Source organism: Streptomyces sp. NPDC052225, assembly GCF_040679615.1.
GTDB lineage: Bacteria > Actinomycetota > Actinomycetes > Streptomycetales > Streptomycetaceae > Streptomyces.
This window is the reverse complement of the sequence record NZ_JBFAVD010000008.1, coordinates 201,180-213,493: the sequence shown is the minus strand read 5'-3', so window position 1 is coordinate 213,493 and position 12,314 is coordinate 201,180. Positions and strand designations below refer to the sequence as shown.

Genomic DNA, 12,314 nt, shown 5'->3' with positions numbered 1-12,314 from the left:
GAGAGCGGGACTGCGCCACGTGATGGGCTCGGTAGCATCAAGCACCGGTCCGGACGGGTGCCCCCGCCAGCCCGCCGCCGGTCGAACCAGCCGGAGGTGCTCATGAGTGCGGAGGCGACCAACCCCGCGACCCCCGGGCCGATCACGCCCGGAGCACCCCGCCGGCGCGCCCGCCCACGTATCGACCTGCGGCGCCTCGGCCGCGCCGCGCTCCTCGGCCCCGCCGCCCGCGGCCGGCTCCCCGACGCCATCGGCCACGTCGTGGAGGCCCACCGCGCCCACTACCCGGACGCCGACCTCGAACCGCTGCGGCGCGCCTACGTGCTCGCCGAGTCCTCGCACCGCGGCCAGATGCGCAAGAGCGGCGAGCCGTACATCACGCACCCGCTCGCCGTGACGCTGATCCTGGCCGAGCTGGGCGCGGAGACCACGACGCTGACCGCCTCCCTGCTCCACGACACCGTCGAGGACACGGACGTCACCCTCGACCAGGTGCGCGAGGAGTTCGGCGAGGAGGTGGCCTATCTCGTCGACGGCGTCACCAAGCTCGAGAAGGTCGACTACGGCGCCGCCGCCGAGCCCGAGACCTTCCGCAAGATGCTGGTCGCCACCGGCAACGACGTACGCGTCATGTCGATCAAGCTCGCCGACCGGCTGCACAACATGCGCACCCTCGGCGTCATGCGCCAGGAGAAGCAGGAGCGGATCGCCAAGGTCACCCGCGACGTCCTCATCCCGCTCGCCGAGCGCCTCGGCGTCCAGGCCCTGAAGACCGAGCTGGAGGACCTGGTCTTCGCGATCCTGCACCCCGAGGAGTACGCGGAGACCCGCACGCTCATGGCGCTCAACGCGGCGCGCGGCGACGACCCGCTCGCCGCCATCGCCGACGAGGTGCGCGGCGTGCTGCGCGAGGCTGGTCTCAGCGCCGAAGTCCTCATCCGGCCGCGGCACTTCGTCTCCGTGCACCGCGTGAAACGCAAACGGGGCGAGCTGCGCGGCTCCGACTTCGGGCGGCTGCTCGTCCTCGTCGCCGAGGACGCGGACTGCTACGGCGTCCTCGGCGAACTCCACACCTGTTTCACCCCGGTCGTCGCCGAGTTCAAGGACTTCATCGCCGTACCGAAGTTCAACCTGTACCAGTCGCTGCACACCGCCGTGGCCCGCGCCGACGGCGAGGTCGCCGAAGTCCTCATCCGTACGCACCAGATGCACAAGGTCGCCGAAGCGGGCGTCGTCGCCCTCGGCAACCCGTACACGCCCTCCGGCGAGGAGCATCTGGACACGGTCGGCGAGCGCGCCGACCCGACCCGGCCCGGCTGGCTCTCCCGGCTCCTCGACTGGCAGCAGTCCGCGCCCGACGCCGACACCTTCTGGTCGACGCTGCGCGAGGACCTCGCCCAGGACCGCGAGATCACCGTCTTCCGGCCCGACGGCGGCACCATCGGCCTGCCCGCGGGCGCCAGTTGCGTCGACGCGGCGTACGCGCAGTACGGGGAGGACGCGCACGCCTGCATCGGCGCGCGGGTCAACGGCCGCCTGGCGACGCTCAGTACGGTCCTCAAGGACGGCGACACGGTCCAACTGCTGATGGCGGGCACGGAGGGCGCCGCGGCGTCCGAGCCGTCCCGCGACTGGCTCGACCACGCCCGTACGCCCGCCGCGCGCATCGCCATCCGCCGCTGGCTGGCCACGCACCCGGAGGGCCCGAGCGACACCGGGCCCGAGCCGCGCGCCCCGTACAGCGGCCCCTCCGCGCGGCCCGCCGCGGCCAACGCCGTGGTCGACCAGCCCGGCGCCTCCGTACGCCTCGCGGGCTGTTGTACGCCCGTACCGCCCGACGAGGTCACCGGCTTCGCGATCCGCGGCGGCGTCGTCACCGTGCACCGCGTCGCGTGCTCCGGAGTGGAGCGCATGAAGGACGCGGGGCGCGCCGAGGTCGGGGTGCACTGGGCGGACGCGCAGAGCGCCGAGTACCGCGTCACGCTGCTCGCCGAGTCCTTCAGCCGGCCGCACCTGCTCGCCGACCTCACCGAAGCCATAGCGCTCGAGGGTGTCGCCATCATCTCGGCGACCGTCGAACCGCCCGCCCAGGGCCGCGTCCGGCACACGTACACCCTCCAACTCCCGGACGCCGCCCACCTCCAGGCCCTGATGCGCGCGATGCGCAATGTGCCGGGGGTGTACGACGTGGGCCGCGCCCAGCACGCGACGGCCGGGGCGCTGTAGGGCCCCTTTCGCGGTCTCGTTCGGGTGGGGGCGGCGCGTGCGCCCCGCCCGCCGGGGGCCGCGCTGGTAGCCGTTGTCCATGCTGCTCAGCTCCCGATCACCCCGCACCGCCGCCCTCCTCGCCGCCGGAGCCTCCCTCGCCCTGCTCGCCGCGGCCGCGCCCCGGCCCGCTGTCCCGCTCGGCATCGGCGACCGGCTCTTCCCGCACCTCGGCAACCCCGGCTACGACGTGCAGTCGTACGACATCGCCTTCACCTACAAGGGCGACAACCGCAAGCCGCTCGACGCCGTCACCCGGATCGACGCCCTGGCGACCTCCCGGCTCGACCAGGTCAACCTCGACTTCTCGCACGGCACCGTGCGCTCCGTGGACGTCAACGGCGCCCGCGCGGACTTCGCCCTGAGCGACGAGGACCTGATCGTCACGCCCGCGCGGCCGGTCGCGGCCGGTCAGCCGCTGCGCATCACGGTGCGGCACACCAGCAACCCCGTACCCGGCAAGGAGGAGGTGGGCTGGGTGCGCACCAAGGACGGGCTCGCGATGGCGAACCAGGCCGACGCCGCGCACCGGGTGTTCCCCTGCAACGACCACCCGGCCGACAAGGCGTACTTCACCTTCCGCGTCACCGCGCCGAAGGAGTACACGGCCGTGGCCAACGGGCTTCCTGTAGCGACGCGCGCGACCACGCGACAAGAAGGCACCACGAACTGGGCCTACCGCACCGTCCACCCGATGGCGACGGAACTCGCCCAGGTCTCCATCGGCCACTCCGCGGTCCTGCACCAGGAGGGCCCGCACGGCCTGCCCGTACGCGACGTCGTCCCGGCCGGTGACGTCAAGGCGCTGCGGCCGTGGCTCGACAAGACGCCCGCGCACCTCGCCTGGATGGAGAAGAAGGTCGGCCGCTACCCCTTCGAGAACTACGGGGTGCTCGTCGCGCAGGCCACCACCGGCTTCGAACTCGAGACGCAGACGCTCTCTCTCTTCGAGAGAGAGCTGTTCCTGCGCCCCGAGTACCCCCAGTGGTACGTCGAATCGATCATGGTCCATGAGCTCGCGCACCAGTGGTTCGGCGACAGCGTGAGCCCGCGCACCTGGTCCGACCTGTGGCTCAACGAAGGACACGCCACCTGGTACGAGGCCCAGTACGCCGAGGAGAAGGCCAAGCAGCCCCTGGAGACGCGGATGCGGGACGCCTACCGTGACTCCGACGCCTGGCGCGCCGCGGGCGGCCCGCCCGCCGCGCCCAAGGGACCGGCACCCGGCGAGAAGATCAGCATCTTCCGGCCCGTCGTCTACGACGGCAGCGCGCTCGTCCTGTACGCGCTGCGCCAGGAGATCGGCAAGGACGCCTTCGAGCGGCTCGAACGGCAGTGGGTGAGGACGCACCGTGACTCCACCGCCACCACCGCGGACTTCGTCGCGCTCGCATCGAGGAACGCCGGGCGCGATCTGAGCGGCTTCTTCCAGGCCTGGCTGTACGGGAAGAAGACGCCGCCCATGCCGGGGCACCCGGACTGGGTGAGCCGGAAACCGCTGAAGTAGGCCGTGATCGCGGGCTTCGGCCCCGTCTCCACGGGAAATAAGTCGGGTGACGAGACGCCCCGTGCCGTGCGACCATCTTCAGGTCGACGGCGCGGGAATCCCGGGGACGGGCCGTGCGTTGTCACTCATGACGGACGAGGCGTTCGTCACGCAACCCGAAGCATGCATTCCGAAGCATGCGTCCCACCGACGTTAAGGATCCAATGACCTCCTCTTCTTCCCCTTCCCAGGACGCGCAGAGCTTCGCGCAGAACAACCCCGAAGGTCTTCGGGCCGATGCCCTGATGGAAGAGGACGTCGCCTGGAGCCACGAGATCGACGGAGAGCGGGACGGCGACCAGTTCGACCGCTCCGAGCGCGCGGCTCTGCGCCGCGTCGCCGGCCTCTCCACCGAGCTCGAGGACGTCACCGAGGTCGAGTACCGACAGCTCCGCCTGGAGCGCGTCGTCCTCGTCGGCGTCTGGACGTCGGGAACGGTCCACGACGCGGAGAACTCCCTCGCGGAGCTGGCCGCCCTCGCCGAGACTGCGGGCGCACTGGTGCTCGACGGCGTCATCCAGCGCCGGGACAAGCCCGACGCCGCGACGTACATCGGCTCCGGCAAGGCCCTGGAGCTGCGCGACATCGTCCTCGAGACCGGAGCGGACACCGTCGTGTGCGACGGTGAGCTCAGCCCCGGCCAGCTCATCCACCTCGAAGACGTCGTCAAGGTCAAGGTGGTCGACCGGACCGCCCTGATCCTGGACATCTTCGCCCAGCACGCCAAGTCCCGAGAGGGCAAGGCGCAGGTCGCGCTCGCGCAGATGCAGTACATGCTGCCGCGCCTGCGCGGCTGGGGTCAGTCGCTCTCCCGGCAGATGGGTGGCGGCGGCGGTGGCGGCATGGCCACCCGTGGTCCCGGTGAGACCAAGATCGAGACGGACCGGCGACGGATCCGCGAGAAGATGGCGAAGATGCGCCGTGAGATCGCGGAGATGAAGACCGGCCGCGACATCAAGCGCCAGGAGCGCAAGCGCAACAAGGTGCCCTCGGTCGCCATCGCCGGTTACACGAACGCGGGCAAGTCCTCGCTGCTCAACCGCCTCACGGGCGCGGGCGTCCTGGTGGAGAACGCGCTGTTCGCCACCCTCGACCCGACCGTGCGCCGGGCCGAGACGCCGAGCGGCCGCCTGTACACCCTGGCCGACACCGTCGGTTTCGTACGGCACCTGCCGCACCACCTCGTCGAGGCGTTCCGCTCCACGATGGAGGAGGTCGGCGACTCCGACCTGATCCTGCACGTGGTCGACGGTTCGCACCCGGCGCCGGAGGAGCAGCTGGCCGCCGTGCGCGAGGTGATCAGGGACGTCGGCGCCACCGAGGTCCCCGAGATCGTCGTGATCAACAAGGCGGACGCGGCCGACCCGCTGGTCCTCCAGCGGCTGCTGCGCGTCGAGAAGCACTCCATCGCCGTCTCGGCCCGCTCGGGCCAGGGCATCGAGGAGCTGCTCGCCCTCATCGACGCCGAACTGCCGCGGCCCTCGGTCGAGATCGAGGCCCTGGTGCCGTACACGCACGGCCAGCTGGTCGCGCGGGCGCACTCCGACGGCGAGGTGATCTCCGAGGAGCACACCCCGGAGGGCACGCTCCTGAAGGCGCGCGTCCACGAGGAACTGGCGGCGGAGTTCGCGCCGTACGTTCCGGCGGCGGCCGCGGGCTGACGCTCTCCGCGCACGGCTGTACGTGAAGGGCCCCCTCCGATCGGTCGGAGGGGGCCCTTCACGTCGTACAACTGCCTTACCGGCTGCCGTACTTCTCGCTCATCGTGTCGAAGACCTGCTGGGCCTCGGCGCCCAGCTGCGGTCCGGCCAGCCAGGTGTTCTCGGCCGGACCGATCGACGTGTTCGACACCAGGACCGTCTTGCCGGCGCGGACGCGGAACCAGCCGCCGCCCGACGAACCGCCGGTCATCGTGCAGCCGATGCGGTACATCGTCGGCTGCTCGGGGCTCAGCGAGAGTCGGCCCGGACGGTCGAGGCACTTGTGCATCAGCAGGCCGTCGTACGGCGGCGCGGCCGGGTAGCCCCAGGCGCCCATCGAGCCGACCGACTGCACCGACGGCGTCGAGAAGTCGACGTCGAGGGCCGTACCGACCGTCTCCTCGAGGGACTTGGTGCCCTGCTCCGGCTTCACGTGCAGCACGGCGAAGTCGTACGGGGCGCCCGCGCCGCCCGACTCGGCACCCTGGTCGATCCACTCGTTCGAGGTGGAGGCCCAGTCCGCCCAGTACGTGCCGTACGGAGCGACCTCCTGCTGCGTCGCGTTGCGCAGCGCGTCCGCGGACTTGCCCTGGTCGTTGTACGAGGGCACGAACGCGATGTTGCGGTACCAGCCGCCCGCCGCGCCCGCGTGCACGCAGTGGCCCGCGGTCCACACGAGGTTGGACCTGCCGGGGTTGCGCGGGTCCTTCACGACGGTGCCGGAGCAGACCATCGAGCCCTCGGGGGAGTCGAAGAAGACCTTGCCGACCGGCGCCGCGTTCTCGTGGTACGGCGTCTTCTCGGCCTTCGCCCGCACCGGCTCGGGCTCGGGGTCGGTGACGCCCTGGTCGTCGGCGTAGTCCTTCGCCGCGACCGTCTTGTTCGGGTCCTCGGCGGACTTCATCCGCTCGGGCTTCCACAGCCCCTCGATGACCGGATTGACGAAGTCCTTGGCCTCGCGCAGCCAGTCGCCCTTCTCCCAGTTCTTCCAGTCCCCGTCCTTCCACTTGTCCGGGTCGATGCCGTGCTTCTTCAGCTGGTCGGCGACGTCACCGGGGAGCTTCGCGCCGCTGTCGGACCCCTGCGAGGTGGTCGCGGCCGGTTTGCCGGCGGCTCCGTCCGCAGTGCTCTTGCCGTCTTTGCTGTCGTTGCAGCCGGTGGCGGTGAGCGCCAGCGCGGCGGCGATGCCGGTCGCGGCGAGAACGGCGCGCCGCCCGCGAGCGCGCGCGACGGATGGACGTATGGAACGCATGCTGGGAATACCCCCGTTGAAAACTGTCATGAGCGTGTCATTCGGGAACCGGTGATCCTGTGCGCCCGCTGAGACACAGACCCCCCACTATGCCTGGGGAGTGGGGGACGAACGGCGGCGGGGTGGTGAAGGTTTCTCCACCCCGCCGCGCGGGTGTCACGCGGGTGCGACGCGGGCCGTCACTGCCCGGCGAACTTCTTGCTCACCGAGTCGTAGATGCCCTTGGCCTCCTTGCTGAGCCGCGGTCCGGCGAGCCAGCCCGCCGTCACCGGGCCGATCGACGTGTTCGACACCAGGGCCGGCTTGCCGTCCGAACCCCGGCCGACCCAGCCGCCACCGGACGAACCGCCGGTCATCGTGCAGCCGATCCGGTACATCGTCGGGTCCGACTTCTCGAGCGAGAGCCGGCCCGGCTTGTCCGCACACTGGAACAGCTTCTGGCCGTCGTACGGCGGCGCCGCCGGGTAGCCCTTCGCGGTCAGCTGCGCGATGCTCGGTACCGCCGGCGCGTTGAAGTTCACCGGAAGCGCCGAACCGACCGTCTCCTCAAGGGACTTGCCTGTGCTGCCCTTCTCCGGCGTCACATGGATCACGGCGAAGTCGTACGGGGCGCCCGCGCCGCCGGTCGGACCGCCCTGCTCGATCCACTGGTCGGACGTCTGCGCCCAGTCGCCCCACCACACGCCGTAGGGAGCGACCTCTTCCTTGGGCGCGCCCTGGAGCTCCGCGGCGGACTTGCCGCTGTCGTTGTACGACGGCACGAACGCGATGTTGCGGTACCAGCCGCCGTTCTTGCCCGCGTGCACACAGTGGCCCGCGGTCCAGATCATGTTGGACTTGCCGGGGTTGGCCGGGTCGGTGACCACGGTCGCCGAGCAGACCATCGAGCCCTCCGGCCCGTCGAAGAACAACTTGCCCGCGTACGGGGTGCTCCCGTGGTACGGACTGGCGACAGCCGCCGCCTGCACGGGCTTCGGCTCGGGGTCGGTCACGCCCTGGTCGCCGGAGAGGTCGTTGTCGTCGACCTCGTGGTCCGGGTTCTTGTCGGCGTCGCGCATCCGGTCCGAGTCCCACAGACCGTCGATGATGGGGTTGACGAAGTCCTGCGCCTCACGCAGCCACTTGTCCTTGTCCCAGTTCTTCCAGTCCCCGTGCTTCCACTTGTCGAGATCGAACCCGTGATCCTTGAGCTTGTCCTTGAGGTCGTCAGGGATCTGGAGCGAGTCGTTGCCGCCCGCGGTGGCCGACGCGGTCGGCTTGTCGTTCGCGTCGTCCTCGCTCGGACCGCACGCCGTGGCGGTCAGGGCGAGGACCGCGCCGAGCGCAACTGCCGCCGCCACGGGGGACGTTCTGCCGCGCACGCTCCGTGCGCGGCGAGCGGCGGGCAGCGGGCGTATGGGTCGCATGTCGTGAATCCCCCTGGGCTTCGAGATCGTTGCACTGCCGTACGGGTGCGGTGGACGAGCGGCGTCGTCCTCCCCGAACGGCACCCCACACTATGCCGGTGCCGTCGGGGACGGCCGACGGAACCGCAACGGTTCCGTCACGGAGGGATCTTGCGTGGGCCACGGATCGTCAGGACACCTCGGCCCGGTCGCGACCGCTCGTGACAAAGGTCTCGTACGAGTCCGCGTGCGACCCGTGTTCCTCCGGCCGCCTCGTCGTTAGTGCGTACGGGGGATCCGCGGTCGGCGTTCAGTCCTCGAACCGTCCTGGCGTGCCAGGACGGTCGTTCTGGTCTGCGTACGCCAACTCGCCCCCTCCTCAAGTGAGTCGACGAGCGCCGTCGACCGTATAGGCAGCCATATCTGCAGCCGTGTCTGCAGCGGGAGGACCGACAGCCGTGGCCGTGACCGATTCCGCGTCCGTGACGGTGCCCGCCCCGTACGACGGGGAGGCGCGCGAGAGCGCCGCACGGGACGACCGTGCCGCGCACGAAGGGATCCTGCGCCGCCAGTCCGCGCGGGAGTCGGCGGCGCGCACCTATGCGCGCGCGCTGCCGATCGTGCCCGTGCGCGCCCGCGGCCTCACCATCGAGGGCGCCGACGGACGCCGCTATCTGGACTGCCTCTCCGGCGCGGGCACCCTCGCCCTCGGCCACAACCACCCGGTCGTCCTGGAAGCCATCAGGAAGGTCATCGACTCGGGTGCGCCGCTGCACGTCCTCGACCTGGCCACCCCCGTCAAGGACGCCTTCACCACGGAGCTGTTCCGCACGCTGCCGCCGGCCCTTGCCGACCGGGCCCGTGTCCAGTTCTGCGGACCGGCCGGGACCGACGCCGTCGAAGCCGCGCTGAAACTGGTCCGCACCGCCACCGGCCGCTCCGGCCTGCTCGCCTTCACCGGGGCGTACCACGGCATGACCGCGGGGGCGCTCGAAGCGTCCGGCGGCGCACCGGACGTGCGGGTCACGCGCCTGCCCTATCCGCAGGACTATCGCTGCCCCTTCGGCATCGGCGGCCCGCGCGGCGCCGAACTCGGCGCGCGCTGGACCCGGTCCCTGCTCGACGACACCAAGTCCGGGGTGCCCCGGCCCGCCGGGATGATCCTGGAGCCGGTGCAGGGCGAGGGCGGCGTGATCCCCGCCCCGGACGCCTGGCTGCGCAGGATGCGCTCCCTCACCGAGGAGCGGTCGATCCCGCTGATCGCCGACGAGGTGCAGACCGGCGTCGGCCGGACCGGCGCCTTCTGGGCCGTGGAGCACAGCGGCATCGTCCCCGACGTGATGGTCATGTCGAAGGCGATCGGCGGCAGCCTCCCGCTCGCCGTCATCGTCTACCGCGACGACCTGGACGTCTGGCCGCCGGGAGCGCACGCGGGCACCTTCCGCGGCAACCAACTGGCGATGGCCGCGGGCGCCGCCACCCTCACATACGTCCGCGAGAACGGGCTCGCCGAGCGCGCCGGTGACCTCGGCTCCCGGATGCTCGGCCAACTCCAGGACCTGGCCGAGGAGTTCCCCTGCATCGGCGACGTGCGGGGACGGGGCCTGATGATCGGCATCGAACTGGTCGACCCGGCGGCCGCCCCCGCCGCCGGCGTCTCCGACCTCGCGCGAGAACCCGGCGCAGGCGACACCCTCGCCGGTGACCCCCTGCTCGGCGATCCCGCCGACGCACCGCTGCCCGCCGCGCCGGACCTCGCCGCGGCCGTCCGCGACGCGTGCCTCGATCGCGGACTCATCGTCGAACTCGGCGGCCGCCACTCCAGTGTCGTCCGCCTTCTGCCGCCCCTCACGATCACCGACGAACAGGCCGCGGCCGTCGTCGACCGATTCGCCGACGCCCTCGAGGCCGTCTCCCGCGACCGGCGGTAGACCGGTTCCGCACCGCCGTGCCCCGCTCCGCGCGGACGCGGAAAGCGTACGGACACGGCCCAGCCCCGGTCGCACGCCACCAGCGGCGACAGCAGCGGACGACCGGACCAGCAGCCCCACGGCCCACCGCCACCCGGAGCCCCCCACCCCACGCAAGGAAGCACTCTTGAACGCCACTCCCGCATCCGACGGCCGTCCCCGTCCCTCCGCCGGAGGCGCCTGCGACACGCAGCCCCCGCGCGCATCGGAACGCGATACGGTCCCGCGGCAGAAGGGCGGCGGCCAAGAGGCCGAGCGTCTGCACACGCCCACCGCGGACCACGGGGACCAGCCGGACCTCCTCGACCACCAGGACCCCACAACTGCCGCCCAGAGCGCGGCAGTCGAGAACCTGCTGCGCTGCTGGGTACGTGAGAACGCCATCCCCCCTACCTCTCCCGGCGCCCTGCGCGTCCCCCTGCCCGCGAGTGGCACCGCTCTCCTCGTCCCCGTTCGCTACTGGTCACCCACCGGCTGGCACAGGTTCGGCCTGCCCCGACTCGAAGGCGCCCCGCACGGCGCCCCCTCCGTGGACGCCGTGACCCTCGCGGCCCTGCTGAGCCGCGAGTCGGGACCCGCCGACACGGACACCGGCACCGGTACCGACATCGGCACCAGTACCGACATCGGTGTCGGCACCGACACGGATGCGGTCGACGGCACGGCGCGGCGCGCCCCCGACACGGCGCACCCCGCCTTCCCCGCGGGCGACGGCGGCGACCTGGTGGGCCGGGTCGCCGACTCGGCCCGTCGCACCGCCGCCTTCATCGCCGACCGCCGCGAGGAGCCGGCCGACGGCGCCGACCTCTTCCTCGCCGCGGAACAGTCGCTGATCCTCGGCCACCCCCTGCACCCGACGCCGAAGAGCCGCGAGGGTCTCTCCGAGGCCGAGGCCCGCCTGTACTCACCCGAACTGCGCGGCTCCTTCCCGCTCCACTGGATCGCCGTGGCCCCCGAGGTGCTCGCCCACGACTCGGCCTGGACCGAGCGCGGCCGCACCGTCCCCGCGCCCCTTCTCACCTCCCAACTCGCCGGCCCCAAGCTGACGTTGCCCGACGGGTACGAGGCCGCGCTGCCCCTGCACCCGTGGCAGATCCGCGAACTCCAGCACCGCCCCGCCACCGCCGCGCTGCTGGAGGCCGGACTGCTGCGCGACCTGGGCCCGCACGGCGACCCCTGGTTCCCCACCTCCTCCGTCCGCACCCTGTACCGTCCCGACGCGCCCGCCATGCTGAAGCTCTCCCTCGGCCTGCGGATCACCAACTCCCGCCGCGAGAACCTCCGCAAGGAACTCCACCGCGGCGTCGAGGTCCACCGCCTGCTGCGCAGCGGTCTCTTCGACCAGTGGCGGGCCGCGCACCCCGGGTTCGACATCGTCCGCGACCCGGCCTGGCTCGCCGTCGACGACCTGTCCGGCGAGCCCGTCCCCGGCCTCGACGTGATGATCCGCAACAACCCCTTCCGCCCGGGCGACGACGCCTCCTGCATCGCCGGCCTCGTCTCCCCGCGCCCGGCCGACGACCCGGCCCGCCAGGACCGCACGGACCGCACCGGTCACGCGCTCATGACCTCCCGTCTCGCCGACACCGTCACCCGCCTCGCGGTCCGCACCGGACGCCCCCGCTCCGCCGTCGCCGCCGAGTGGTTCCTGCGCTACCTGGAACACGTCGTGCGCCCCGTGCTCTGGCTCGACAGCGAGGCGGGCATCGCGCTGGAAGCCCACCAGCAGAACACCCTGCTGCTCCTCGACGCGGACGGCTGGCCCATCGGCGGCCGCTACCGCGACAACCAGGGCTACTACTTCCGCGAGTCCCGCCGCGCCGAACTCGACCAGCGGCTGCCCGGCATCGGCACGCACAGCGACACCTTCGTCTCGGACGAGGTCACCGACGAGCGGTTCGCCTACTACCTCGCCATCAACAACGTCCTCGGCCTCATCGGCGCCTTCGGCTCCCAACGGCTCGCCGACGAGCGCCTGTTGCTCGCGGCGTTCCGCCGGTTCCTCGGCGACGCGGCCACCGGACCGGCGCGTCTGCGCAGCCCGCTGCCGAGCCGGCTCCTGGACACGCCGACCCTGCGCTGCAAGGCGAACCTGCTCACCCGCATGCACGGCCTCGACGAGCTCGTCGGCCCTGTCGACACGCAGTCCGTCTACGTGACCATCGCCAACCCCCTTCATTCGTAAGCCCCGAGAAC

At 71.9% G+C, this 12,314-nt stretch carries 7 protein-coding genes; 5 read left to right on the top strand and 2 right to left on the bottom strand.

Annotation, left to right across the window (positions count from 1 at the left end; translation table 11 throughout):
• Positions 1-102: 102 nt before the first annotated feature.
• From AB0L37_RS15235 to hflX, 3 genes are all read left to right on the top strand, one after another.
• Positions 103-2,226, top strand: a complete 2,124-nt coding sequence (locus AB0L37_RS15235) for an HD domain-containing protein (protein ID WP_365504563.1) — start codon at positions 103-105, stop codon at positions 2,224-2,226.
• A gap of 79 nt (positions 2,227-2,305) precedes the next feature.
• The gene (locus AB0L37_RS15230) at positions 2,306-3,772 is read left to right on the top strand and encodes a M1 family metallopeptidase (RefSeq protein ID WP_365504561.1); all 1,467 of its coding nucleotides are present in this window, start codon (positions 2,306-2,308) and stop codon (positions 3,770-3,772) included.
• A gap of 203 nt (positions 3,773-3,975) precedes the next feature.
• Positions 3,976-5,472: a GTPase HflX gene (hflX, locus tag AB0L37_RS15225; protein ID WP_365504559.1), complete on the top strand. Its 1,497-nt coding sequence runs from the start codon at positions 3,976-3,978 to the stop codon at positions 5,470-5,472.
• A gap of 76 nt (positions 5,473-5,548) precedes the next feature.
• On the opposite strand, the gene AB0L37_RS15220 is transcribed toward hflX, so the two are convergent.
• Together AB0L37_RS15220 and AB0L37_RS15215 are read right to left on the bottom strand one after the other, a co-directional pair.
• Positions 5,549-6,763 carry a hypothetical protein gene (locus tag AB0L37_RS15220; RefSeq protein ID WP_365504557.1) on the bottom strand — a complete coding sequence of 405 codons (1,215 nt, stop codon included), beginning with the start codon at positions 6,761-6,763 and terminating at the stop codon, positions 5,549-5,551.
• A gap of 179 nt (positions 6,764-6,942) precedes the next feature.
• Complete coding sequence (locus AB0L37_RS15215; protein ID WP_365504555.1) at positions 6,943-8,169, bottom strand: hypothetical protein; 1,227 nt, start codon at positions 8,167-8,169, stop codon at positions 6,943-6,945.
• A gap of 467 nt (positions 8,170-8,636) precedes the next feature.
• Here AB0L37_RS15215 and AB0L37_RS15210 point away from each other — a divergent pair, with 467 nt between their 5' ends.
• The gene (locus AB0L37_RS15210) at positions 8,637-10,079 is read left to right on the top strand and encodes a diaminobutyrate--2-oxoglutarate transaminase family protein (RefSeq protein ID WP_365504669.1); all 1,443 of its coding nucleotides are present in this window, start codon (positions 8,637-8,639) and stop codon (positions 10,077-10,079) included.
• A gap of 298 nt (positions 10,080-10,377) precedes the next feature.
• Entirely contained in the window at positions 10,378-12,303 is a 1,926-nt protein-coding gene (locus AB0L37_RS15205) for an IucA/IucC family protein (RefSeq protein WP_365504668.1), read from the top strand.
• The last annotated feature ends 11 nt before the right edge of the window (positions 12,304-12,314 follow it).